The 26,112-nt window shown below is 38.3% G+C and carries 17 protein-coding genes; 7 read left to right on the forward strand and 10 right to left on the reverse strand.

The window, feature by feature from the left end:
• Positions 1 to 244: 244 nt before the first annotated feature.
• The 10 genes from BUA76_RS02690 to BUA76_RS02735 form a co-directional block, all read right to left on the reverse strand.
• Positions 245 to 2,305, reverse strand: a complete 2,061-nt coding sequence (locus BUA76_RS02690) for a RagB/SusD family nutrient uptake outer membrane protein (protein WP_072883269.1) — start codon at positions 2,303 to 2,305, stop codon at positions 245 to 247.
• 17 nt (positions 2,306 to 2,322) lie between these two features.
• Positions 2,323 to 5,367, reverse strand: a complete 3,045-nt coding sequence (locus BUA76_RS02695) for a SusC/RagA family TonB-linked outer membrane protein (RefSeq protein ID WP_072883270.1) — start codon at positions 5,365 to 5,367, stop codon at positions 2,323 to 2,325.
• A 308-nt stretch (positions 5,368 to 5,675) separates the two neighbouring features.
• The gene (gene rhaT, locus BUA76_RS02700) at positions 5,676 to 6,764 is read right to left on the reverse strand and encodes an L-rhamnose/proton symporter RhaT (RefSeq protein ID WP_072883271.1); all 1,089 of its coding nucleotides are present in this window, start codon (positions 6,762 to 6,764) and stop codon (positions 5,676 to 5,678) included.
• A 171-nt stretch (positions 6,765 to 6,935) separates the two neighbouring features.
• A complete protein-coding gene (locus BUA76_RS02705; RefSeq protein ID WP_072883272.1) occupies positions 6,936 to 8,096 on the reverse strand; it encodes a glycoside hydrolase family 88/105 protein in 1,161 nt (386 codons plus the stop codon).
• A 14-nt stretch (positions 8,097 to 8,110) separates the two neighbouring features.
• Positions 8,111 to 9,997, reverse strand: a complete 1,887-nt coding sequence (locus tag BUA76_RS02710) for a rhamnogalacturonan lyase (protein ID WP_072883273.1) — start codon at positions 9,995 to 9,997, stop codon at positions 8,111 to 8,113.
• 317 nt (positions 9,998 to 10,314) lie between these two features.
• Positions 10,315 to 11,118, reverse strand: coding sequence for a DUF4350 domain-containing protein (locus BUA76_RS02715; protein ID WP_072883274.1), 804 nt, complete (start codon positions 11,116 to 11,118; stop codon positions 10,315 to 10,317).
• A gap of 218 nt (positions 11,119 to 11,336) precedes the next feature.
• Complete coding sequence (locus BUA76_RS02720; protein WP_072883275.1) at positions 11,337 to 14,108, reverse strand: glycosyl hydrolase; 2,772 nt, start codon at positions 14,106 to 14,108, stop codon at positions 11,337 to 11,339.
• Between the two features lie 653 nt (positions 14,109 to 14,761).
• A complete protein-coding gene (locus BUA76_RS02725) occupies positions 14,762 to 16,087 on the reverse strand; it encodes a rhamnogalacturonan acetylesterase (RefSeq protein WP_228408445.1) in 1,326 nt (441 codons plus the stop codon).
• Positions 16,087 to 18,942 (reverse strand): glycoside hydrolase family 2 protein, encoded by a 2,856-nt coding sequence (locus tag BUA76_RS02730; protein ID WP_072883276.1) that lies wholly within the window; start codon positions 18,940 to 18,942, stop codon positions 16,087 to 16,089. The genes BUA76_RS02725 and BUA76_RS02730 overlap by 1 nt, the downstream gene beginning before the upstream one ends.
• A complete protein-coding gene (locus tag BUA76_RS02735; protein ID WP_072883381.1) occupies positions 18,939 to 20,315 on the reverse strand; it encodes a rhamnogalacturonidase in 1,377 nt (458 codons plus the stop codon). The genes BUA76_RS02730 and BUA76_RS02735 overlap by 4 nt, the downstream gene beginning before the upstream one ends.
• Before the next feature lie 359 nt (positions 20,316 to 20,674).
• Between BUA76_RS02735 and BUA76_RS02740 the strand changes: the two genes are divergently transcribed.
• The 7 genes from BUA76_RS02740 to BUA76_RS02770 all read left to right on the forward strand — a co-directional run bounded on the left by BUA76_RS02740 (position 20,675) and on the right by BUA76_RS02770 (position 25,980).
• Positions 20,675 to 21,772, forward strand: coding sequence for a glycosyltransferase family 1 protein (locus tag BUA76_RS02740; RefSeq protein WP_072883277.1), 1,098 nt, complete (start codon positions 20,675 to 20,677; stop codon positions 21,770 to 21,772).
• Positions 21,765 to 22,871, forward strand: coding sequence for a UDP-galactopyranose mutase (gene glf, locus BUA76_RS02745; RefSeq protein WP_072883278.1), 1,107 nt, complete (start codon positions 21,765 to 21,767; stop codon positions 22,869 to 22,871). Before BUA76_RS02740 ends, glf begins: the two co-directional genes overlap by 8 nt.
• The gene (locus tag BUA76_RS02750; protein ID WP_072883279.1) at positions 22,858 to 24,054 is read left to right on the forward strand and encodes an amine oxidase; all 1,197 of its coding nucleotides are present in this window, start codon (positions 22,858 to 22,860) and stop codon (positions 24,052 to 24,054) included. The genes glf and BUA76_RS02750 overlap by 14 nt, the downstream gene beginning before the upstream one ends.
• 145 nt (positions 24,055 to 24,199) lie before the next feature.
• The gene (locus tag BUA76_RS02755; protein WP_072883280.1) at positions 24,200 to 24,790 is read left to right on the forward strand and encodes a TetR/AcrR family transcriptional regulator; all 591 of its coding nucleotides are present in this window, start codon (positions 24,200 to 24,202) and stop codon (positions 24,788 to 24,790) included.
• 65 nt (positions 24,791 to 24,855) lie between these two features.
• Positions 24,856 to 25,314, forward strand: a complete 459-nt coding sequence (locus tag BUA76_RS02760) for a hypothetical protein (RefSeq protein ID WP_072883281.1) — start codon at positions 24,856 to 24,858, stop codon at positions 25,312 to 25,314.
• A gap of 1 nt (position 25,315) precedes the next feature.
• Entirely contained in the window at positions 25,316 to 25,618 is a 303-nt protein-coding gene (locus BUA76_RS02765; protein WP_072883282.1) for a DUF3817 domain-containing protein, read from the forward strand.
• A complete protein-coding gene (locus BUA76_RS02770; protein ID WP_072883283.1) occupies positions 25,615 to 25,980 on the forward strand; it encodes a rhodanese-like domain-containing protein in 366 nt (121 codons plus the stop codon). The genes BUA76_RS02765 and BUA76_RS02770 overlap by 4 nt, the downstream gene beginning before the upstream one ends.
• Positions 25,981 to 26,112 lie beyond the last annotated feature (132 nt).

Consider the following 26,112-nt stretch of genomic DNA (forward strand, 5'->3'; position numbering starts at 1 on the left):
CGTTGCTTTTAATTCAGCTTATCATGGCATATTTCAATCTGATCCGGATGAATCATGATTAATATTTTGTGATTTAGGTTAAAAAATAAACATTAAGAGTCCGTTTAAATTTCATTTAATAAATTTTAATAGCTTTTATTAATTTCTCAATTAAAATACACTTTTTATTAATTTTTTTTAGGCCAAATGAGCTTATACCTTAATGGTAAAATTTCTTAATGTTTATCTCAATGATTTACTTTGATTAATATCCGGGCAGCTGGCTAAGATTAGGATTATCAACCAAAGGATGGCCGGCCGATGCTGCTGCAAATGGCAGTAATTCTGTTTTATTCGGTATAAATCCGTAGAAAAGTCCGTCTCCACCTCCTTCGATCCAGTTCGGGTACGTTCCTCCGTTTTCGGCAGAACCTGTTGGTTTGGTATAAATAATATTTCCGATCTGCAACGCATTAAATCCTTCAACAAATCCTACCGCCTTTCTTGCATTTCCATTAAATGTACTAGTATATGCCTGGAACATATTTACAGGATACCATTTGTCTTCAGCCGTTGAAGTTTGTCCGTTTGCCAATGCTATACTCTTTAAAGTGGTCTGATAAGCTGCATATCCTGCTGAGTTCGTAGGAACTGCCTGAACCGCTGCAATTTCCGTAGGATTTGTTAAATCTATGTAGGTAACTGCCAGGAAGGGATCTCCGTACACCTGTGCATTTTTATGAAATTTATAAAGCCTGTATACCGGTGTTGATGCAAACTGGCCTGTACGATCCGAAAGGTTTTTCATGGCCTGTTTTGTAGCATTAATTTCGCTGGCGATACGGTTCATTCTTATTAAGTCTGTACGAAGCATAAATTCATCGGAAAACTCCCACTTACGCTCCTGAACAAGAGCATCCTGAAACGCCTGCTGACCGCTTGGAATTGGCAACGAACCTATCCCGGCCCGGTTTCTTACCTGTTGTAAAGCGGCTGTAGCAGCAGCTGTTGGACCTCCGTTCAGATAGTTTTGAGTTTCTGCATACATCAGCAATACATCCGCATATCTTATGATCGGAATATTGAGGTTACGCGCATCCGCGGCTTGTGGTTCCACACACCAGCTTATTCTGAACTTACCCGGCATAATACAGGAATAAGTTGTTCCCACATCTACCCAGGTATCTGATGCATTGCCAGTTCTTAAGAAATAAATGCTGTAAGAAGTACAGGCAACATCCCTGCGTTTATCTGCCTGATTAAAAGATAAATAATAGGTGGGCAATATAAATTGTAAAGCTTTTCTGGAGCCATAAGTTCCTCCTCTGGAACCCGGATGTGCATATACTCCAAATGCTGAATTGGTGTTGGGACCATATTCGGCGATATGCCAAAGCATCTCCTGGTTTACCGTTGCAAAATTTCTCCTGTCAAAATTGAACCATAACGCTTCAAAACCGCTCTTTCCTCCCTGAGCCTGCACCAAGCTGTTGGTACCGGCGTTAATTACAGAAGCTGCCGCAGCATCTGCAATCTGATAAAGCTGCTGAACCCTACTGTTATCAGGACGTCGTGACATTGTACCTGCCGATCCTGTGTTCAGGTCCCAACGGAGAGAATATCCCGCTGCATACAGAGCAATTCTTGCTAAAAGTGCATTGGCAGACTGTTTGTTTAGCCTTTCCGGGGTGCCGTTTGAACCCGGCAAATTGTTTACCGATTCCTGAATATCAGCAATGATACGATCATAAATTCCGTCCCTTGGAGAACGTTTAGGATAAAATGTATTCTGGTCATTAGGATCTGCATCTTCAAGCGGAATCCAGATCGCCGGTACATCTCCGTAAACACGGATTAAGTTGTGATAGCAAAATGCACGAATTGCTTTTGCTTCTGCCAGTAGAGCATCACGCTTAGTGCTTGCAGGCATTGTGGGCAATCTGCTGATGGCAATATTAGCTCTTTCAATAATAGCATACATCGCAGCGTAAATTCCGGTAACGGTATTTGGCGTATAGGCATCATACTGATAGTTGCAGATATTGTATTTGGAATTATTGGTTGAACCGTCTTCCGCGGAATGGGTTACCGTATCTCCTGCCCCCAGCTGATAAAACATTTCAGTAGGGACAAGGCCTCTGTAAAGTCCCTGAACAAAAGCATCCGCAGTTTCTATATTGTCAAATACCGATTCTGTATTGGATGAATTATAGGCAGGCTGATCCAAAAAATCATTGCTGCAGGAATTGATGCTGATACTTCCTACTAAAATTGCAGGAACAATGATCAGCGTTTTTATAAGATTTTTATTATATCTGTTTTTCATGATGTAAACGTTTGCATTTAGAAAGTTAAATTAATACCAAGAACATAACTTCTTGACCGCGGGAATGACGAACTGTCGTATCCAGGTGTTACCGTAACACCGCTTGCCGCAGAAACTTCCGGGTCGTATCCGGAATAACCTGTAATGGTAGCTACATTATTAACCGTAAAATAGATACGCGCATTGGTAAGTTTTACAGTACTTAAAAATTCTCTCGGAAATGAGTATCCCAGTGTTACCATAGCAATCCTTAAGTAAGAACCATCTTCTACATAATACGATGACGGATAGGTAATGTATCCTGAATTGGTAGTATTTAAGCTCCAAAGGCGGGATTCTTCATCAGGATTAAGTTCTTTTAATCGTGCAAGGTTTGTAGTGGCCTGACCGGTATTAGGATCAATAATGCGATAGTAATTATCTCCAAATTCCGAAGGCGTATTCTGGAACAGAGCATAAGGACTTAAACTGTGCTTGGTAGCATTATAAATATCACCGCCAACACTGAATTTCATAAATACCGCAAGATCAAAACCTTTATATGAAAAATTATTGCTGATCCCACCGATAAAATCCGGTGTCCCGTTCCCTATTTTTACGAGTTTTCTTGTAAACTGATCTCCTGCTTCATTATCTGCTGCAAACTTGATATCTCCGGGTTTCGGAGTTCCGGAAGCCGGTTTTACCACTCCTGGTTTTAATGTTAATGATCCGTTGGATTCCTGGATAAAATCGTCGGTGGTATAAATTCCCTGGTAAACGTATCCGTACATATCTCCCAATTCTTCCCCAACTGTAGCATAGTAGGTAACCATACCTGCTCTGTTGCTTCCAACACTGAAATTTCTAAAATCTCTTCCTTCGTCCAGTGATAAAACTTTTGATTTATTGAAACCTACGTTAGCATCTGTGGACCATCTGAAATCACCTGATTTTACATTGATTGAGTTTAATGTGAATTCCATACCGGTATTTTTCATGGAACCGATATTCTTAAACTGTCTTGCGTATCCCGTAGAAGCAGGCAATACCGTTTCCAGCAACATGCCGGTCACATTATTGTTGTACCATTCTGAGGTTAATTTAATCCTGTTATTAAACAATGCTAAATCCACCCCGATATTGGTTGATCTCATCTCTTCCCACTGTACCATACGGTTTCCAAGAACACTGCTTGTTACAAGGGCAAGATTTCCTACCGTATTATTAAGAGGATAATCGGTCCCTACAACATTGGTTCTGAAAACATTGTCCGGGATGCTGTTGTTACCGACAATCCCGTATTCAAACCTGAATTTAAGATCATTAACATACTTTTCGATTTTGGAATTTTTCCAGAAACCTTCTTCTGAGACTCTCCATGCAGCAGCCACAGAAGGGAATATCCCCCACTTATTATCCGGTCCGAATTTCGAGGATCCGTCACGGCGTACAGTACCGGTAAGGAGGTAACGATTATCGTAATTATAATTTACCCTTGCAAAATAAGAGAGCAGACTAAAGGATGATCTGTCCGTACTTTTATCTGCAACAGTGGCATTGGATATATCATCAAGGCCATAATTTAAAATAGAAGGAAACCGTACCAGCCTCATGCTGTTGCTCTCAGTTTCCTGGTAGATGATCTCATTACCGATTAACCCGGTGATTTTATGTTTTTCACCTAACGTTTTGTTATAAGTCAAAGTATTAGTGATCTGGTATCGGTATGCTTCAGAATTCCCGATACTTCCATTAATACCGGTATTGACAGGATCCGTAAGATAGGCACGGGAATTTTTATCTGAAAACGCAGTGGCTTTTGTATTGGTCCAGTTATAAGATCCTGCAGTTCTGAATGTAAAATCCTTCAGAAAATCGAATTCCAGGCCTACATTGGCGAGAAATGTTCTTACCCGTCTGTTCTGTGTAGATGCCGCCGTTTCGATATATGGATTTTCCGTGTCAAAACCTGAGTCCAGTGCTGAAAAGTCTGGAAAAGTCTGCGTGTTGAATAACTGATCCTGGGTGAATAATGTTCCTCCCGTGATAGGCTGGAGCAATATTTTTTTCATTCCCGAATAAGCGCCGCCACCATTAGTGGAATTTGAATTAAACATGGAACTGAAATCTAACCGTATTCCTTTGTACAGTTCTGAATTGACATTAGCACGTAAAGAGTTTCTGGTTTCACTGAAATTTTGCAGCAAACCATCCTGCTTATTGTAATTATAACTGATGAATGTCTGCGTTTTATCAGTACCTGCCGAAACACTCACATTATGGTTCTGGGTAACTCCCGTCCCTCCAAGCATTCTTTCCTGCCAGTCTAATGATGGTGCTGATGCATAACGGTTATTTATCCTGGCAAATGCTCCTGTGTAAAATCCCGGTGAATCTGTTCCCAAACTGTTATCAAAAACATTGCTCCACTGGGTGACTTTCCCCTGAAGCTGTGCCATTTCATACTGGTATTTTACAAATTGTTCAGAATTGGAGACCATGTCCAGTTTCTTTGAAAGCATATCAAACGACATGAATGAATTGTAGTTGATGGTAACCCTTCCCTTTTTCCCGGTTTTTGTTTTAATAACGATAATACCATTGGATCCTCTTGCCCCGTAAATGGCAATGGCGGAAGCACCTTTCAATACATCAATACTTTCAATATCGTTGGGATTAATAATATTAAGCGCATTATCCAGCTGGAAACCGTCTACAATATAAAGAGGCTCCGTTCCCTGGGTAATGGAAGCACCTCCACGAACGGTAACGTTTGCTCCTGCTCCGGGAGCACCACCCGCCGTAACGATATTTAATCCTGCCGCCCTTCCCTGTAAAGCCTGTAAAGCATTCATGGCCGGTGTTGCCGCCAGATCTTTCGCAGAAACTGAAGATACCGATCCTGTAAGATCTGATTTCTTAACTTTACCATAACCGATAACGACTACCTCCTCAATATCTCTAGTCTTGTCTTTCACAGTGTCATTTACTGCCTTTTGCCCGAACATAAAGCCAGATGCAAGCAAAAACAGCGGTGCAATAAGTGGCTTAAAATTCTTCTGTTTGATTTTAATAGACATATATTAATTTTTACATCACCAAAATACATCCTTAGAAATATTCAGGCATCCTGCAATATCCTGCATCAGAATATTCATTTTTTTTCTTAAATAAATATCAATTTATTAATCAATACCACTAAAGCATAAAAATTTAATCACAATAAAATGAAATAAAACCAGAATTCGCAACAAGAACAATTCTACAAAAGCCAATCAATATTTCCCAAAATTATACGCTTAGCATAAAAAAAGGTGCTGAAAAATCAACACCTAAGAGAAATTAAACTATATAAACTGTATGAAATAATACCTGGTGAATACTGTATTTAACGCAAAGAATTTCCGTAACCGACAATCAGGATAGAAATAAACATCACGATCATCCCGACCACAATAGTGGAAATCGTTTTCTTGGAAACCCCTTTCCATTCTTTAATGACTACTCCCCAGAGATTGGCAATTAAAATGATAAACGCCATGTGTAAAATCCATGAACTTGCGCCGTTACCCATTTTACTTTCACCCATTCCGTAAAAGAAAAACTGTAAGAACCACATGGTTCCTGCCAATGCGCAGTAAAAAATATTTTTTGCAAGAGGTACATTTTTTTTAGTGTAATCTGTATACGATTTATTTTTAAAAGCCAGATAAAGGCAGCCCAAAAGATTGGAAGCCATCCCTCCCCAAAGAACAACAATATAGGTTACATTGTTCTGGAACAGAAATTCTCCCTGACCGGGATTTGCAGCTTTCCATGCCTCGTTAGCTACCATCGCCATAGGTTTTCCGGCTTCCAGTCCGAAATTAAAACAGGCACTCAGCACTCCCGAAATAATCGCCACCGTAAGTCCAAGTCCGAATTTATATTCGGTTTTTACAGATTTCCCGTGAGGATCTGTAGACTCTTTCTGCAGCTCTTTATCTTTCATGACACCGGCCTTTCCGCTGATGATAATTCCGATGACGCATACAAAAAGTCCGAGAAGCACCATTTTTCCCCATGTGCTGGAAATCATCAGTCCGATATTGTCCTTTCCTGCCTGAGGCGAAAATTCGTAAAAAACGGAAGGAACCAGCGAACCGATAACCATTGTAAGCCCCAACATGATACTGCTTCCGAGGGCAACTCCTAAATACCGGACACCGAGACCATACATAAAGCCGCCGATGCCCCAGAGCGCTCCGAATAGAAAAGTTAATCCTAAAATTGAAGAACTTTCATTCTGAATAATTTTCCAGAAATCAGGAATGGTTAAGAATGCTGCTAGCGGCGGAACAATGATCCATGAAAAAAAACCTCCTATTAACCAAAATGTTTCCCATTGCCAGCCTTTTACTTTTTTATAGGGCAAATAAAAACTTCCCGAAGAAAAACCTCCTAAAAAATGAAAAATAACTCCTAATAATGCGTTCATAATTTTATCTTTCGATTGAGCCTGAAAATTAACAAGATGTAACCGATCGCGCATCTTGTAGTGTCATGTAACAAATGTGATTTTGTAAAGAGAAAAGCAAATTTAAAATTTCTGAAATATAAATAAGTATGATTACAAAAATCAACAAACTAACTTTAATTCATAACTATATTATTTTAACTGATACACTTCACTTGCCGCCAGCAACAGGCAACCCAATCCATAATCTTCAAAATCCGGTTCTTTGTTTACAGAAAGCGGCTGACCGTCTTTCGGTTCTTTTCCTGTACCCTGAACCCATCCTAAAAATCCGTTCGGCTGCACAGAATCTTTTACAATAGCGGTCCATGCTTTTGTCAAGACGGGTAAATATGTTTTTTTATCAATTAAATTATTATTGATTCCATAGGCCATTCCATATACGAACAGTGCCGTTCCGGTCATTTCTTTTCCGCCGAAATTCGTGGGATCGTGAAGACTTACATTCCAGAAACCGTCTTCTCTCTGAATAGGAACCAACGCCGACAGCAAATCTTTATAATCCTGCAGATATTCCTGATAATGAGGATCAGATTTCGGCGTATCCTGTAGCGTACGCGCAAGAGCGGCTATTACCCAACCATTTCCGCGGCTCCAGTAGCAATCTTCACCGTTTGGTTCTTTGTAAGGCGGTACAAAGCTTTTATCCCTCCACCAAAGTTTGTCTTTCGGGTTGTAGAGGCCATTTCCGCCATGCTTATATTTTGTGAAAGCGTACATTTCGTAGTTTTTATCAAAATATTTTTTGTCGCCGGTGATTCTTCCGAGTTTGGTAAAAATCGGCATTCCCATTTGTAACGCATCAATCCACCACCAGTCATCCGATTTTCCGGAAGCGATCATACTGTCCATCGACATTTTTACATATTTGATTCTTTCCGGATGCTTTTTTCCATCAATCTCATAAAGATCAAGATACGTCTGTCCGCACGCCTGGTTGTCGGCATTTCGGGTAAAGGTTCCCCGCATCATGTCCCAATTGTGCTTTTGGGACCAGTCCAGGGCGTAATCGTAATATTCTTTTTTGGGATGAATTTTATAGAGCGCCATAAGACCTTCATAATAAACCGCTCTAGTCCAGAGATTGCTCGGCCAGACCTTTTTGCCTACAATTTCTTTACCTGCATCCGGCCATTTATTCATAAAATAATGATTGGCCCGTTCTGCTACTTCCAGAACTTCTTTTTTATCCGGAAGATTCACACTTGTCGCTGTATTTTGCTTTTGAACTGAACAGGAAGTCATTCCGGCAATGATCATTGCAAAGAAGCCTGTTGTTAATAGTCTTTTCATTTTTATATTTAAATTTAATTATCAATCTTAAGTTTTACAGTAAAAATTTTTGGTTTTGGAACTTCTTTAAGCGATTCGTCGAGATAATAATCCGTGTGCGGAGGCTGATTGTATCCGACATTTTGCCAGACAATACTCAAACGATACTGCGGATTATGCATCAAAGTATACAGGCGATGGTTTGTCGGAATCGTCGTACTGAAAATCCTTAACTCCTGATTATCTGCCGTTCTGTAGATCACTTCCTCCCTCCAGTCTCCGAATAAATCGGCAACCAGGGAAGGATTTTTCTTTGTTCCGTTATTGGATTCGCATTGAAAATCTTTAGCATCAAAAATCAGATTTGATTTCTCGTTTTTCCAGTCCCATTTTGAAACAACAGTTCCATCGAGAATTTCGCTTAAAAAATCACCGTCCCAATAGATTCCCATATTCACTGCCGGATTTTTATCGCTGATTTTCTTTCCCTTTGCAGTGTAAACACCTTTTAATCCTGCGCCGGCCGCCCAGCATTCCGAACCGCCGTAACGAGGATCGATATTTAAAGACAATCCTCTTCCCGGTCCTTGAAATTTACTTGCCTGACTGTAAATGGTTGATGGCAATTTCCAAAGAACTTTTCCGGTTTTCCCGTCCCGGAAATGTGCCCCCGCATCATCAAACCGTTCCTGAATATCAAAAATTTCCAATCCGGGGTTGATTGGATCCAAATCTCCTACGTGCAGCGCATCACCATGACCGTAACCTGTACTGTTTAATACTTTTCCGTTATCATCAACTGTCATTGCGCCGAAAACAATTTCATCTTTTCCGTCGTTATCGACATCTGCAATCGTTAAATTGTGATTTCCCTGTCCGCGATATTGTTTGTTATCTTCTGAGCTTTCCGTGTCAAAAAGCCAGCGGAGACTGAGCTTTTTATCTTTATAATCCCATGCTGCAATGGCTGTTCTGGTATAATACCCTCTCGACATAATCACGCTTGGCATTTTTCCGTCGAGGTAAGCAACCGCTCCCAAAAATCTATCGATGCGGTTTCCTTTGGCATCGCCCCAGGTTTCGGTCATTTGTTCGTTGGTGGGATTCAAATTTCCTGCAAACCTTGGAACCTGGTAATTCACCGTATGAATTTCAGCTCCGCTCTGGCCGTCAAAAACCGTCAGAAATTCCGGTCCGGAAAGGATCATTCCATTTTCGTTGACGTAATTTTTGGTCGGGTCACCGATAAATTTTCCTTTTCCGTCTTTGCTTCCATCGGCGGTTTTCATTACGATTTCCGCTTTTCCGTCCTGGTCTAAATCATAAACCAAAAACTGTGTGTAGTGCGCTCCTTCCCTGATATTTTTGCCTAAATTAATTTCCCATAAAAACTGACCATTTAATTTATACGCCTGGATAACCGGCGGATCGGTTTCTCCTTTCTGACTGTTGTCTTTCGACTTTCCCGTTTGATGCAAGATGATTTCATATTCTCCATCGCCATCGAGATCGGCGACTGAAGCATCATTTGGAGTGTAACCTTCCGGAGTTTTTAACGGAATTGAAAAATAAGGCTTCTGATTGGCTGTGTATTTTGCAAAATCCTGGTCAATTTCCTGATGTTGTGTGTTTGATTTAATGAAATACGTATAATTTCTTCCTTTGTCGGCGGTTTTATCTAAAAAACTGGTTTCCTTGTACAATGGTTTATCATTCAGCTTTTTGATTTGATTATTTTCTGTCCGATACACATCGAAATGGGTATTCTGAGCATCCGTTCCCAGCAATCGCCAACTTACAAAAACGCCTGAATATGCGGGAATTGCCACGATTCCTCTTTGCAGGTATTCCATTTGTCTTTGGGAATACAAAAGTCCTGAAAAAAGAGTCGCAGCTAAAATTAATTTTAATTTTATATTCATAATTCTGATTTTATAAGTTTTGGCTGAAGCCCAATTTGAAGTCTCATTTTCTAAACGGGTTAAAGCTCATTCCTATTGATTTGCGTTGAATTTTGTGTTTTGCTAAACCTTATAGGTTTTTGAAACCTATAAGGTTTGTTCATTTGAATCGCTCGCAGCCCGACTTGAGCGGAAATCCTTTTTGTGGAGCAAAGCGAAACAAAAAAATTGACTTCGTCGAACCTAAAGGTTTGGGAGCCCTTCGACAAGCTCAGGATAAACTACAGGCGGATTAAGCTGCCCAAACAAACAAAATTCAATCGATTGCACAGACTTTATTAATTTTGGGAGACCTGCTTCAATAACCACTTTACCCATTGTTCGGTTCCTTGATAATTGGAAAAATCCCCGGTGAGTTTTTTTCCGTCAATGTATTCGTTGTAGCACCACGGATCACCCAGCGCGAAAACAGTTCCTTTTCCAACTTTTGCAATGGCACCAATCACCTTATTTTCGGCATACAGAAATGGTTTTGCAGGCGCATTCACTGAAATAGTGCTGACTTCTTTCATGTATAATTTAAGTTCCGAAAATACTTCATTTCCCGGTTTTACATAGACTGCGCCTTTCTCAAATTCTCTGCCTTTCAGTCTGTTGATGCTGTCATCATTAAAATGAATCCCGAATTGTTCCGCCAATTTATTGAAATGCTCAAACTCAGAATTGCCGTTATCATTGCTTAACAAAACGAGAACACCGCCGTTTTTCACCCACTTTTCGAGGTTTTTGATGGTTTTTGAATCCATCAGGTTGGCCTTTCCGCCGTAAGCTTCTTTATCAATATCCGGATCAACAATGATGTAGATATTGGCATTTTTTAAATCTTTTTTTGACGGAGCCGTTGTTAATGTGCTGATTTCGGCCGCTTGTTTTTGGAAGATTTCGCCCAGCAAAGAGAATCCGCCGTTTGTCGTATCGTTCCAGGTGTAATGCCAGGATTCTAACACTTTGGTTTCTTTATTTTCTCTTTTTTCGTTATTGAAAAAATTGTCTAAAACCACCTTTGGTTTGTTTTGGGCATTGGAAAATCCGAATGTAAGGACTGTTCCTAATGCTAATGTTTTTACTATGACTTTTTTCATAATTTAATTATACTATTTAACCTGTTTCTCCATAATTTAAACGCAAAGTCTGCAAAGCTTTATTTTAAACTACTAATTGTTTTTAAGTTCGCAAAACAAGTTTCGCCGATTCCGATGATCAATTATAAAATTGAGGCAAAGGCGTTTGACTTCGTCGAATCTTCGATTTCACTTAAAATAAGTACACAAAGATTGTTAATTGCAGACTGTCATTAAAATTATTTTGAGAAATATACAGGAATTAATTGAATTTCGCCATCTAAACCTGAAGGCTGTACTTTCCAGTTTGAAGCGTCGAAAGATTTGTAATCGATGTTTACAAAATTGATTTCGTGGTAATTTCGCCACTGGATTTTGTGCTGATCCATATAGCGGATTCGGTTGGCCATCAGGTTTGAAACTTCAATCTGAATTGTATTTTTTCCTTTTTTAAGATATTTTCCGACATTGATTTCAAACGGAAGACTCCAGACCATTCCTGCATTCTGACCATTGATGAGGACTTTCGCACTTTCATATAATTTGTCAAATTTCAGTATAAAATCATCAGCTTTTTTATTTAATTTGAATGACGTTGTGTAAACTCCAGTCCCCGAAAAACTTTGTGTAGAAGTATCTTCTGTAAAATTCGTCCAGGGTTGAAGCTTGTTTAGAGTTTTCGATTTCGGAAGTTCAGGACCGCCTTCTTTGAAAGTCAGCTGCCAAGGTTGATTTAAAACAATCGGAGCATCTGTTCCTTCAATATATTTCCATTTTGGAATTGAATGATCCGGAATTTCAGAAGCTTTTATAATGATTGATTCTCCTGACTTCAATTGAACTCTAACCGATGTATTCTGCGTTTCGGCGACTCCAAAATCACCGTTTTCAGGGTTCATCAGCGCCACTTGTTTTCCGCAAAAATTTAACGGAATATTTTGACTGATTTTTTTCGAAGTATGATTAACGATGTAATAATATTTTCCGCTGTCAAGCTTTCTTCTGACGAATTTCAACCCTATGTCTGTTAATTTTTCTCTTTCGATTTTTAAATATTCTAATGCTTTTTCTACATCAGAACTCATCAAAATTTTTCCTTTCCCGTAGATTGCTGTCTGTAAATTTCCGTTCTGCTGAAAAGGAATTGTTTTCCATGCAGCCTGTAATTCTTTTCTTCTTTTTTCAAATTCAAAAAATCCCGGAACATCTTTGGGCTCGCTTTGAAAAATCACCGAAGCTCCATTTTGAGCTAATTTTAGGATATCCTTTAAAGTAGATTCAGGTAAATAATTCAATTTCGGAACAATTAAAACTTTGTAAGAACCGCCCTCTTTTGCCACCTGAATATTCTGATTTTCAAACTTCGCTTCGGAAATCATTTGATCCGAAATCATATCGAGAGAATAGCCGGATTGGCCCAATTTTTCAAGGTTTTCATAAAAAGCAGTCGGATGCAGCCATTTTTTAATATTATGAATTTTAAAAGCCATATCCTTCCCTTTCGGACTCGCCCATTGATCGTAAACCGGCCAGTACATCAGTATTTCGTTGTCTGATTTCCCGCTTTGTAAGATACGTTGAGTCCGTTCAATATAAGAATTTAAACCTTTAATATTCGGCCACAAACTGTTATCAGGAACGAAATTCGTCGAAGCATAAAACAGCCATCCCGGAAACTGAACATCAGCGGGGGTGTAAGTTGTTCCGTGATAAAAAATATGATTGATTCCCGACAGGAAAATCTGTTCCGCTTCCGGTTTTACCTGCGACCAGGATGTTTTGAAATGTTCCGTCAGCCACGTAAAAGACTCATTGGAAATCAAAGGTTTTCCGGTAATGTTCGCTGCTGAAGATGCAAATTTCAACATATTAATATCCGGAATCTCTTTTGTATTGATGTCTTCTTTATTCCGTTTTAAGCCTTCAATATCGAATTTTGTGCTTCCAAAAGTTTCAGATTCGGGAATATCGACAGCAGCGTATAAATCCAGCAAATTTCCCGGCGAGCCGTGTGCCTGACTGGTGTTTTTGGAATCTTTGGAATGCGCCCATCTCGTAAAGTTTTCTGTAAAATTTTGAAGAATCAGTTCGCTCATTGTTTCACGGTAATCTGATTTTATTCTTCCGACCATTTCACTTTCGTTATCGCCCACCAGATATTTGATAAAGGGGCTTAAATCGTATCCTCTTCTTTTTTTGAATTCTTCTTTAAAATCGGATGTCCAATCTGCGCCGTAAACCTCATAACTATCATTAAAAAACGAACGGATTCCGTAGTTTGAGTTTCCAAAAGCTTTATCGAAAGTTTTCAGATAAGCTTTCGTGGCATCGGGCGAAAAATGATCTAACGTATACCCATCGCCACCCGGAGCCGCACGTTTTACTTTTTGTAAGCTTTTACCCACAAAAACTGCATAAATTGTCCATTTTCCAGAGGTTGGTTTCCAGTTTAAAGTTCCGTCTTGAGCTACTTTATCTGTTAAAACAACATATTCATTTTTCTCGTTGTAAGCGGTAACGATATCCAAGTTTGTGGTCTTTAAATTCTTCTGTTTTTCGTCTTTCAGAATAATTTTTTCTGAAAATTTTTCATCAGGCAGGATATCGTAAGTCTGAACAATCATTTTTGTAGCCGCGTCATTTTCCTCAACTTGCGGTCCGCCAATTGGCCAGCCTGTTCCGACTGCCATATCAACGCCCATTTTTAAACTTTTGGCTTTCTCTGTGGTGAATTGCAGCATTTTCATCCATTCCGGAGAAAGGTAGTTGATGTATTGTTTTTCAAACCCTTTTGCGCCATAAATCGGCACAATTTCCACTCCACCAAAACCTGCGTTTGATAGGGTTGTCAATTGTTTATCCAACCCTTTTTCATCAACAGCGCTTCCCATCCACCACCAACGCGTCCACGGTTGAGCGGTGTTGGTCGTTTTCGGCCAAGGATTTTGTGCGGAGAGATTTCCGAAGGCAAAACAGATGACGCCGAGTTTGACTATATTTTTAATTTTCATTACTTTACTTTTAAATTTAACCACAATCGCAGATTCACCGAAGTCAAAAGTCACAAAAGATTTTTGGACACATTGGTTATTTTTAAGTGTGTGATTCTGTTTTTTTAGAAGAACACATTAATATTAAAAATCAAGATTTTTTTTATTTCAACATTAAGAAATTAAGATTTAAGCTTCTTCTTAATGATTCTTATTTTAAAATCAATTTATTTGTTTTAAAATTAAACTCCTACGGAGTTCTTTATTTCTATCGCATATCTTTTCTACACAGATTTCGCTCCTACGGAGCGAGCTATTCCTCTCTACACCTATTTTAAAATCAATTTATTTATTTTAAAATTGAACTCCTACGGAGTTCTTATTTCTATCGTTATCTGTTCTACACAGATTTCGCTCCTACGGAGCGAGCTATTCCTCTCTACACCTATTTTAAAATCAATTTATTTATTTTAAAATTGAACTCCTACGGAGTTCTTTATTTCTATCGCATATCTTTTCTACACAGATTTCGCTCCTACGGAGCGAGCTATTTCTCTTCACCTATTTTAAAATCAATTTGTTAGTTTTAAAATTGAACTCCTACGGAGTTCTTATTTCTATCGTTATCTGTTCTACACAGATTTCGCTCCTACGGAGCGAGCTATAGTTAAATATCAATTTCCATCAGGTTTTAAAGATTCCATAAAAACGGATTCCGGCCAGTGAAATTTGTTGACATCATCGGGTTTATTCGGGTTAAAATTTTTATAATTTTTTGAAATATATTTCTCCAAAGGTAAGTTTTGGTCAACAATAGATTTTACGACGCATTTAGCCAATTCGTAAGCTCCGTAAGGATTAAAATGCGTATCATCTGCCAAAACATTGGGTTGATTGGGATAAGCGTTTGCGGGATAATAGACAAATGCTTTTTTCGCCGCTTCAGGTCCCATTGCTTCGAATAATGTTTTGCTTAATGCGTTCAAATCAATTATATCCACTTTTTCTTCTTTTGCGATTTTTCTCATCGCATCCGGAAAATCATCCAACGTATTGACAATTTTATCGTTTTCATCAAAAACCCTGCGGTTCATCGAAGTTACCAAAACCGGAATTGCTCCCAATTGTTTGGTTTTTTGAATCCATTCTTTTAATCTTTTTCTGTAGCCTGATTTTATACTGTTTCCCGCTTTTTGGTCATTATGTCCGAATTGAATGAATAAATAATCTCCGGGTTTCAACTGAGTCCAGATTTTATCAATTCGGTGGCGGTCTTCGAAGGCTTTTAAAGTCTCTCCACTTTCGGCGTAATTGGCAATCACCACTTCATTCGGAATAAAAAAGTACGGCAATATTTGTCCCCAAGAAGCCCACGGTTCGTATTGTGCATCCACAACGGTGGAATCTCCTGTTAAATAAATCGTTTTTGCTTTTTTGTTGGGCTGAATAATAAGGGAACAAACTTTCGGTGCTTTATCATTGAATTCAATGGTTAATAAATTATCCCAATGTAAATATTTTCTTTCTCTCGGTTTCAGTTTTACCATTCCGATTTTTTCACCTTTTTGATTTCGGATAATACTGTCCTTAACATGAACCGTAATTGTTTTTTCTACAATTTCGCCCTGTTTTGTTTTAACATCATTCAGCATCAGACGGCGGTTTTCTACACGAACAGTTGTTTCGGAAGTCCCTTTTTTATCACCTAAATTCAGTTGAATGTTATAATTTCCTTCAGGAATGATCACCGAAAAATAGAACGGTTTATTACTTGTGATGAAATCTCCCGTTAATGCATTTCCACCATTGTCAACCGATTGCAAAGCGGATATATCCATAAATCCGTAACCGATATTTTTATCAAATTTTGAAGTTGAAATGATGGGAATGAATCCGTTTTCGACTCTGCCTCCTCCAAAATCAAATTTGAAACCGGACTGCTGTCCAAAATACAATGAACAGAAAAATAGTATAAAAAATGACAATTCTTTTTTCATCATTAATCCGTTAAAATATTTTCTTTGGGCATAGTAAACTGCTTGTTTTCGTCACCTAAATCCGGCAATCCAAAATAGAAATACAAAGTTCTTTTAAATGTTCCGTTCAAATGATTTGTTTCACTTTCCGGTCCTAAAGTTTCGGTTTTATCGTTAATGTTAAACGCCAGAACCGTTCCCAACGGTGGAATCGCATCGAGGAAAGAAATATTTCCGCTTGGCAATTTAGGATATCCTTCTGCACCATAAATTCCATAAAAATCGAAAAGTCTTACGAACATTTTTTCTTCTTTGGTTCCGACTGTTATTTTTCCCTCTGCCGTATCCAATTGCAGCCAGGAAACATCATCAAAATAGCCTTTAAATTCAGGATAAATCCATGGCGATTGCCCGGTTCTTGTTGAATTTTTTAAATTCTGCCAAACATTATAGGTCTGTCCCTGCAAACGGTTTTTCCAGACGTGATAAGGTCCTTTTCCGAGCCATTTTGCATTGATTACATAATTTTCCGGGTAATTGAAACTAACGCCTGCGAACTGATAATCTCCTGATAAAGAATATTCATAATGTAATTCTAAAACTCCGTTCGGATTGAGTTTCCAGATGATTTTATTTCCGTTTTTATAAATTGCTTTGATGAGTTGGTTCTGTCCTTCTGCAAAAGATTTGATGGATGCTAATTCCATTGTGCCGCTCACGAAAACCGGCCCGTTCCTGAAAGACATTTTCTTTCCTTTTTTATCAAGAAAAACAGATTTCAATAATCCATCTTTCTTTCCGATGGCATATTCTTTTTCGTCTGATTTTAAGATAAATAAGGAATCATTTTCTACGACAGAAACCGGAAATTTTTTAATTAATGATTTTGAAAACTGTTTTGAAATTTCATCATTAGATTTCAATTTCCATGTCCAGGTGTAGATTTCTTTTCCGAAAGAATCAGTTGCCGTTAATAACAAACCTTCATTTTCTTTCCAGTTTTCAGGAAGATTCAGATTGATTTTTCCTTTTTGTGCCGGTTGAACATCTGGAGATTCTGCTTTTCCTGTTGTAACAATATCAAAACCAAATTCATAAGAGAATGGTTTTTTGAAGTTGACTAACTTCCACTCAAACCGGCAATCCTTTAAATTTGTAAAATGGTAGCGGTTTTCCACGGGAATTGTTCCATTGAAATCATCAGGCAAGGTTTTCAAATCAATTTTTACCGGACTATAAATTTCGCGGATGGCGTAAAAACTTCCTTCCTTTTCCCGATGCGGCCCTAAAATTCCGTCGGGCGCGTTGATGGCGTTCACATCAATCTGATTGTTGAAATCAGTTCTCACCAAGCCTTCGTCCACAAAAGACCAGAGAAAACCGCCTGCGCCTTTTTTGGAATTCCAATGCAATTCCCAATAATCCGCTAAAGAAGTTCCGCCACCGCCGTCATCCTGAGCGTGCAGAAACTCGGTCGGCATATAGATATCTTCACCTTCAAGGATTTTTTGGGTGCTGTAATAATCTTCGTAATGATTGCAGTCGATACCGTTGAAAGCATTTCCAGGCTTGTGATGCGCGTGAATAACCGGACGGTTTGACAGGTCATATTTTGCAAATTCTGCATCCAGATCAAAATTATGCCCGCCTTCATTTCCGTTGCTCCAAAAAATGACGGACGGATGATTTGCATCTCTCACCACCATTTCTTTCACGAGCTTTTTGCCAAGTTCGGTACTGTATTTTTTTTGCCAGCCTGCGAGTTCATCCAACACATATAAACCCAGAGAATCGCAAATTCTTAAAAATGATTTATTCGGTGGATAATGCGAACAACGAACGGCATTCATATTCATTTCTTTGATGAGCTGAACATCCATTACATCAATATTTTCCGTGACCGTTCTACCCGTTTCCGGCCACCAGACATGGCGGTTGATGCCTTTCATTTTCACCTTTGTCCCGTTGATGAAGATACCATCACTTTTTCGGATTTCAATAGTTCTGAAACCGAACTTTTCTTCGGTTTGAAAGATTTTTTTCCTGTTTTTATTTAATGTGAATTTTACTTTGTACAAATTGGGTGTTTCCGCCGTCCAGAGCTTTGGATTTTTAACCAAAAGCCGGATTTGTTTTACAGTGTCTCCTTTCAGAATCTGAAGCCGAGATTCCGCCACTAAATTATTTTCAGCATCAAATAATTCCACTTTAATATTATTTGCGGAATTGATTCCTTTTAAATGAATATCGGAACGGAAAGTTCCGTCTGCTTTGGCGTCAATTGCTGTCCACGAAATATGTTCTTTTGGAGTTGCTTCCAAATAAACCGGTCGGAAAATCCCACCTAAAATCCAGTAATCTGCGAGACGTTCTGCGTTGTTGACGGATTTATCTGAAGACATTTTGGAAACTTTTACCTCGAGAATATTTTCTTTTCCGAACTGAATTTTATCCGAAATCTCATATTTAAATTCATAAAAAGCGCCCTGATGAATTTCTCCAGCCAATTTTCCGTTAATTTTCACTTCGGTATCGGTCATCGAGCCTTCAAAAACGATGTTGACGGTTTTTCCTTTCCAGGAATTCGGAATGGTGAATTTGTGTTTATATAAACCTGTTTCGTCGTGAAACTTGAAGTTTTTACCATACGTTACATAATCACGACCATAATTATAAGATCCGAAACCCTGCTGTTCCCAATGTGAAGGCACCTGAATTTTGCTCCAGCTTCCTGATTTTCTACCACCGTTTATCCAAAAATCCCATTCTTTGGTATGCTCTGCATCTTTCCCAGTCAAAAACAGAATTTCCTTCGACTGAGAAAACAGAAGCTGTGAACAGGCACATAAAAGAACGAATATTTTGGTGAAATACTTCATTTTGCAGCAGTATCGGAATCATCTTTTTTATCGTAAGCCTGGCTGAGAGAATACGCTTTCGTTACGTTGACTTTAGTTTGCTTTATCTTTTGAATGTTATCTAAGTTTTGCATTTCAGGTTTTAAAGCTTTAATATTTAAATTTTCAAAAGTGAAATCTTTCAATTCATACAAGTCTGATTTTTCAATAGAAAATGCCGTTTCACAAGAGATATCAATATTTTTTAAAGTAATATTATTGGCTAATCCCTTTCTCGGTCTTTCTTCACCTTTCAAATCAAAAAACTGGTTCCAGCCTTTTATGTACAGAAACGTTTTCACATTTCCCCTGATGTTTTCAACAGTCACATATTCATAGTGCTGAGGCGTATCGGGACGCATTTTCAAATGCAGCAATCTAGAAGGATCTTTTACCACAGCATTGCGTAATAGTACATTATAATTGTGGATTGATTCGCTTCCGCAGGTAAGAACCGAATGACAGAACCCGAAAGTATTGTCTTCGATCAAAATATTTCTATTTTCTCCATTGTTTGGATCTAAATCTGCTTTCGGACCTTTTCCGCCTTTTAATGCGATAGCATCGTCATTCACTGACATATAGCAGTTTTTAATTAAGAAATTTGTGCAAGCATCGATGTCTACAGCGTCTGTACTTGGTGCTTTTACAGGTTCTTTTGGCGCAGTAATAGTCAGGTTTAACAATTTAACGAAATGAGATTTGTAATAATGCGTGCTCCAGAACGGCGAATTTTTCACGGTAATTCCTTCAATCTGAATGTTTTTAGAATTGGAAACATAGATAATTCTTGGTCTCATTTCATCCATATTGGTGCATTTAGGATTCCATTCGCGTCTTTTCCAGAAGGATTTCCAGAATCTCAGCCCGTTTCCGTCAAGTGTTCCTTTTCCTGAAATCGTAAAGCCGTCCAAACCGTCTGCGTTAATCAATGCCGGAAAATATTTCAAGGTTTGTCCTTCCATTCTTGTTATCACCACCGGAAAATCATTGATGTCATCGCTTCCTTTTAATTTTGCTCCGGATTCTAAATATAAGTGCGTTCCCTGTTTAAAGAACACAGAACTGATGAGAAAAGTTCCTTTTGGAACCATGATAACTCCTCCTCCGTTTTTCGCGGCTAAATCAATAATTTCCTGAAGTTTTTTGGTCTGAAGAATGGTACTGTCGTTCTTCATTCCGTTTTCGGTAATGATGTATTTTTTGCCTAATTTATTGATGTCGGTAGGTTTATTTTCTTTAAACCATTTCGGGATGGCAGTTCCGTCCGGAAATTTATCCTGGCTTTTTAATCCTGAAAAGGAAAAGAAAAGGGCTAAAGCAAAGCAGTATTTTGAGAAATTCTGAAGTTTCATAATCATTTTGATTGCGCTAATAAACGAAAATAAAAATATAGTTTTTGAGCATCGGGAGCATCCTGCCCTTACCTGTCAGTCAATTTTTTACATCTATAATAATTATAACCGCTGGAAAATTTCTTTATCTTTATCCCATTACAATTGTTTCATAAATATCATACAGACGCATTCGTCATTTCAGCCCGCTTATTCTGAGCCGGCATATTATTCATACCATCAGATATAACAAAAACACTCGTATTAAATTTTTATGTTTTAAAAAGTTGAATTACCAAATAACTTCTTCAATATGATTACGGTCATGAATTACCTGTTTTTTAAAGACTAGTTTTATCAAATACTTAATATAACACCTAATGCAAAATATTCTATGCTTCAGCCACCTCCGGTGGAATTTCGTATTTCAGCGTCCTCAACATTTACTTACCCGTTTCGCCAAACAGTATAACGTTTTCTATTTTGAAGAACCTAAAACAGGCCCCGATTCTTATGAAATAACACAACAAAACGGAGTTTCAGTGGTGGTTATTTATTTAGAAGACCATCATTCTGATTTTAAAAAGCGTATGGCCAGACAAATTGATAATTTTCTTAAGGATCATAATATCATGGAATACCTTTGCTGGTACTACACCCCGATGGCATTGGAATATACTTCGCATCTTACTCCTAAAATTACGGTCTATGATTCTATGGATGAGCTTTCTGCATTCCGTTTTGCTCCTCCCCGATTACTGGAATACGAAGAAGAACTTTTTAATAAAGCCGATGTTGTTTTTACCGGCGGTTACAGCCTTTATGAAGCCAAAAAAGAAAGACATCATAACATCCATCCTTTTCCGAGCAGCATTGATAAAGAACATTTCCAAAAAGCACGGCTCAATATGACGGATCAGGCGGATCAGGAAAAAATCCCTCATCCAAGGTTCGGTTTCTTCGGGGTGATTGATGAAAGGTTTGATACGGATTTGTTAAATCTGGTTTCACAGAAAAAACCCGACTGGCATTTTGTGATAATTGGACCTGTTGTAAAAATAGATCCGGCAGAACTTCCGCAAGCCCCGAACATTCATTACTTAGGTCCTAAAAGCTATGAAGAGCTTCCGAATTATATCAGTCATTGGGATATTGCGCTGGTTTTATTTGCCATTAATGAATCCACAGAATTTATCAGCCCTACCAAGACTCCGGAATATCTTGCTGCCGGTCTTCCCGTAATCTCTACCCCGATAAAGGATATTGTAAGAACTTATGGTGAAGAAAATCTTGTATACATCACAAAAAATGCAGAATCCTTTATTGCTTCCGGTGAAGAAGAGCTTCAAAAAAAATCCCGCACGGAATGGTTATTAAAGGTTGATGAATTCCTTGCTGATGATTCCTGGGATAATACCTTTGAAAAAATGTGTTTGTTAATCAATACAATTAAAGAAAAAAACGGAATCCATGTATGATTTTCTGATTATCGGCTGCGGGTTTGCGGGAGCTGTACTTGCCGAACGCCTTGCAAAACAGGGAAAAAAGATTCTTATTGTAGACAAAAGAGACCATATTGCCGGAAACGCATACGACTATTACAATGAAGACGGGATCATGATTCATAAATACGGGCCTCATATTTTCCATACAAATTCTGAAGAAGTTTTCAAATATCTTTCACAATTTACCGAATGGAGACCTTATGAACACAGGGTTTTAGCAAGTGTGGACGGGCAGCTTGTTCCTATTCCTATCAATCTTACCACCATTAATACACTTTACGGAAGCAAACTTTCTTCTGCTGAAGTGAAAGAATTCCTGGCTTCAAAAGCTGAAGCCAGAAAACCGGTTTTAACTTCGGAAGATGTTGTGATCAACGCCGTTGGAAAAGAATTATATGAAAAGTTTTTTCGTGGATATACCAAAAAACAATGGGATCTTGATCCTTCAGAACTGGACGCATCCGTTACGGCAAGAGTGCCCACCAGAACTAACAGCGACGACCGTTATTTTACCGACACTTATCAGGCAATGCCTAAAAACGGCTATACAGAAATGTTTAAGAAAATGCTGTCACATCCCAATGTTCATATTATGCTAAATACTAATTACAAAGATATTGTAAATCTGATTCCGCATAAAAAACTGATCTTTACGGGACCTATAGACCGTTATTTTGATTTTCGTTTCGGTAAACTGCCTTATCGGTCCATCAACTTCGAGTTTGAAACTCTCGATCAGCATCAATACCAGCTTACAGGCACGATCAATTATCCTATTTCCAATCTTTATACAAGAATCACCGAATTTAAGCACCTTACCGGCCAGAAACATTCTAAAACAACTATTGTATATGAATATCCAACCGGTGAAGGAGATCCTTATTATCCTATTCCAAGAAAAGAAAATCAGGAAATTTACAATCAATATAAAAAACTGGCTGATGAAACGCCGGATGTTTACTTTACGGGACGCCTGGGTACCTACAAATATTATAATATGGATCAGGTAGTTGCCCAGTCACTGGCATTGTTTCGCAAGATCATAAAAGAAAGTGAAAATGATAGACAATAAATCAATTTTGGGAAATCCTTTTCACTCCTTCATCATGGGAGGATTTGAATGTGCAGATCATCAAAATGCTTTTGGAGAAAGGATCGATCTTATTGTATTAACGGGCCACGACCGGATGATTAATGAAGACTATAAACAGCTTCGGGAAATCAATATTACCACGGTAAGAGAAGGCATCCGCTGGAGTTATGTGGAAAAAGAACCTTTTGCATACGACTGGAGCCAGGTGGAGGAAATTATTATTCATGCCCATAAACATGATATTCAGGTAATATGGGATATCTGTCATTTTGGATTTCCGGATGATCTGACGCCTTTGCATCCTATGTTTGCACGTCGTTTTGCCCACCTTTGCAGGGCTTTTGTTAAAAAATACAGGAGCCTTGTTCCGGATGGAGCACTTATCATCACCCCAATTAATGAAGTCAGTTTTTTATCCTGGCTGGGCGGGGAAGTAAAAGGAACCAGTCCGTATTGCATCAACCAGGGATGGGAAGTAAAATATATGCTGATGAAAGCTTATATAGAAGGTATAGAAATGATGAAAGAAATGGATCCTTCGGTAAGAATTATGGTGACCGAACCGCTTGTACATATTTCATCAACGGATCCGTATGATGCAGATTTATGTTTCGCAGCACAGGAAAAACATAAGGAACAGTTTCAGGTTCTGGATATACTGACTGGAAAGATATGTCCTGAGCTTCGGGGAAAAGAAGAGTACCTTGATATTATCGGGGTCAACTTTTATTTTAATAATCAATGGACAATCAATGAGCACCAGTTCATTTCCTGGGACTGTGATCCGCCAGATCCGATGTGGAGAAGCCTAAGCTCTCTTGTGGAGGAAATGTATCTGCAATATGAAAGACCAATCGTTATCTCAGAAACCAGCATTCCTGAACATAAAAGATATCCGTGGCTGAAAATGATTGATAAAGAATGTATCAAAATCATCAAAAAAGGAATTCCTCTATATGGATGCTGCATTTACCCGATTATTGACCGCCCCGACTGGGATTTCCCTGAAATATGGCATCACAGTGGATTATGGGACATTCCTGAACCGGAAAATCTTCATCGTCAAATTCATCAGGAGAGCCTGATTGCGTTAAATGAATTCAGATTTAATCTTTCAACAATACTTTTACCAGAAGAAATTGCTATTACTGATGAGATTTAACTTACAATTCTAAAATAACAGCCATTAAATATACATTATCCGGATACGGCCAGCCATGCAATTATTGCATATACTTTACGGTCCTGTGCAATTTATAATAATATAATAAATTTGTTACTTTGCAAACATACCGTTAGTACACTTTATGAAAAAATCACAGGAGACCCGGCTTCATATTCTTCAAACCGCATTTAATCTTATCTATACCAAAGGCTACCAGACAACAAGTGTGGATGAGATCATTGCAAAAACAAAAGTAACGAAAGGCGCTTTCTATTATCACTTTAAAACTAAGGATGAAATGGGTCTGGCTATTCTGAATGAATTATTGCGGCCTAATTTTTCAGCAAACTTTATAGAACCTCTGAAAAGTTCTGAAAATGCACTGGAAAAAATCTATGATCTTGTTTACCATATCCTGATGGAGGATTCTTTTATGACCGTTGAAAGCGGATGTCCCGCCTCAAATTTCACCCAGGAGATGGCACCCTGGAATATGGAATTTACCAAAACCTTGAATGAGCTTTCCAAACAATGGGAACAAGCCATTACAGAGGCTGTGGAGAGAAGCAAAAAAAATGGCCTTCTAAAACCTGAAGTTGATCCCCGGGAAATTGCTGTGCTGGTAATGTCCGGATATTGGGGAGTGAGAAACTTAGGGAAACTGGAAAATTCCAAAGAAGTGTATCTGGTTTTTCTCAATGGGCTTAAAACCTATTTTAACAGTTTAAAATAATTTATTTAAAAACATACCAATTAGTATGTTTTTATTATATCTTTGTTGCATCTTAAAAATGTAACATGTATCAGACGTTGACTTTTTTACATTCATTATTTCGCTGGCTGGTTCTTTTCAGCCTTGTATACTCAGTTCTCAGAGCCTGTAAAGGATATTTTTTAAACCTTGAATTCTCAAAAACACTGGATTCCCTAAGACACTGGACTGCTACCATTGCTCATGTTCAGCTTGTATTGGGAATTATAATATATTCTAAAAGTCCGATAGTGAAATACTTCTGGAAAAATTTCAATGAAGCCAAAACATCATTTGACATCCTTTTTTTTGGGCTGATCCATATTGCACTCATGCTTATCTCGATTGTGCTTATTACCATTGGTTCTGCCCTTTCAAAAAGAAAAGCTACGGATCAGGAAAAGTTTGCCACGATGCTTCTTTACTTCAGTATTGCATTGATTATTATACTTATGGCTATTCCGTGGCCGTTTTCTCCGCTTGCTCAAAGACCTTATATACGATAATATGATCAATTTATTTAAAACCAGAATCGGCAGATTGAGAATAATCGCGATCCTCGAAGGTATTTCGCTGTTGGTACTCGTCTTCGTCGCTGTACCGTTAAAGTATGCATTCAACACTCCGGCAATGGTAAAAGTAATGGGACCTGTTCACGGTTCATTATTTCTTCTGTTTTTGTTTAATACGTTAAGTGTGGGTGTCGAACAGCAATGGAAATTTAAAGAAATCACATGGAAAGTTCTTTTGGCCTGCATGATCCCTTTCGGAACATTTTATATTGATAGAAAAATTTTAAGCAAAATATGAAAAACACGGTTATATTTTTAGGAATCATACTCACTATTTATATATTTTACAGGGTTTATATATTTCAAACTTTGGACAACGGACTAAACCAACTGATCAAAAACGGAGCCGTTATCCTTGATGTGAGAACAGAAAAGGAATATGGTACCGGCCATATACCCGGTTCAAAGAATATTTCTTTAGGTACGATAATAGAACGGTATATTGAGCTTGATAAGAACCAGACTTACATTACCGTATGTTCGCATGGCTTAAGAAGTGTAAAAGCTGAAAGTATTTTAAAAGAAAGAGGCTTTAAAAATGTATATAATGGCGGAGCCTGGAGCGATTTGATGAACAATATGAGCAACAATAAAGAATGAATAATATTTAATCGGAAATTAGGTTTCTAATAATCAGTCATATAAGTTTGTGCTGAAGAGCACAACCATTACCTATTATATTTATAGACAATTACTATCAGAATTCTGGAAAGGATATAAAATCCTTTAGTA

The sequence above is a fragment of the Chryseobacterium takakiae genome, from assembly GCF_900129385.1.
Taxonomy (GTDB): domain Bacteria; phylum Bacteroidota; class Bacteroidia; order Flavobacteriales; family Weeksellaceae; genus Chryseobacterium; species Chryseobacterium takakiae.

Bases quoted from the DNA above. Each gene is read 5' to 3' on its own strand.
- BUA76_RS02765 (WP_072883282.1), top strand. From the start codon at position 25,316: ATGATCAATTTATTTAAAACCAGAATCGGCAGATTGAGAATAATCGCG.
- BUA76_RS02695 (WP_072883270.1), bottom strand. From the start codon at position 5,367: ATGTCTATTAAAATCAAACAGAAGAATTTTAAGCCACTTATTGCACCG.
- BUA76_RS02735 (WP_072883381.1), bottom strand. From the start codon at position 20,315: ATGAAACTTCAGAATTTCTCAAAATACTGCTTTGCTTTAGCCCTTTTC.
- BUA76_RS02690 (WP_072883269.1), bottom strand. From the start codon at position 2,305: ATGAAAAACAGATATAATAAAAATCTTATAAAAACGCTGATCATTGTT.
- BUA76_RS02725 (WP_228408445.1), bottom strand. From the start codon at position 16,087: ATGATGAAAAAAGAATTGTCATTTTTTATACTATTTTTCTGTTCATTG.
- BUA76_RS02720 (WP_072883275.1), bottom strand. From the start codon at position 14,108: ATGAAAATTAAAAATATAGTCAAACTCGGCGTCATCTGTTTTGCCTTC.
- rhaT (WP_072883271.1), bottom strand. From the start codon at position 6,764: ATGAACGCATTATTAGGAGTTATTTTTCATTTTTTAGGAGGTTTTTCT.
- BUA76_RS02750 (WP_072883279.1), top strand. From the start codon at position 22,858: ATGATAGACAATAAATCAATTTTGGGAAATCCTTTTCACTCCTTCATC.
- BUA76_RS02730 (WP_072883276.1), bottom strand. From the start codon at position 18,942: ATGAAGTATTTCACCAAAATATTCGTTCTTTTATGTGCCTGTTCACAG.
- BUA76_RS02710 (WP_072883273.1), bottom strand. From the start codon at position 9,997: ATGAATATAAAATTAAAATTAATTTTAGCTGCGACTCTTTTTTCAGGA.
- BUA76_RS02755 (WP_072883280.1), top strand. From the start codon at position 24,200: ATGAAAAAATCACAGGAGACCCGGCTTCATATTCTTCAAACCGCATTT.
- glf (WP_072883278.1), top strand. From the start codon at position 21,765: ATGTATGATTTTCTGATTATCGGCTGCGGGTTTGCGGGAGCTGTACTT.
- BUA76_RS02715 (WP_072883274.1), bottom strand. From the start codon at position 11,118: ATGAAAAAAGTCATAGTAAAAACATTAGCATTAGGAACAGTCCTTACA.
- BUA76_RS02770 (WP_072883283.1), top strand. From the start codon at position 25,615: ATGAAAAACACGGTTATATTTTTAGGAATCATACTCACTATTTATATA.
- BUA76_RS02760 (WP_072883281.1), top strand. From the start codon at position 24,856: ATGTATCAGACGTTGACTTTTTTACATTCATTATTTCGCTGGCTGGTT.
- BUA76_RS02740 (WP_072883277.1), top strand. From the start codon at position 20,675: ATGCAAAATATTCTATGCTTCAGCCACCTCCGGTGGAATTTCGTATTT.
- BUA76_RS02705 (WP_072883272.1), bottom strand. From the start codon at position 8,096: ATGAAAAGACTATTAACAACAGGCTTCTTTGCAATGATCATTGCCGGA.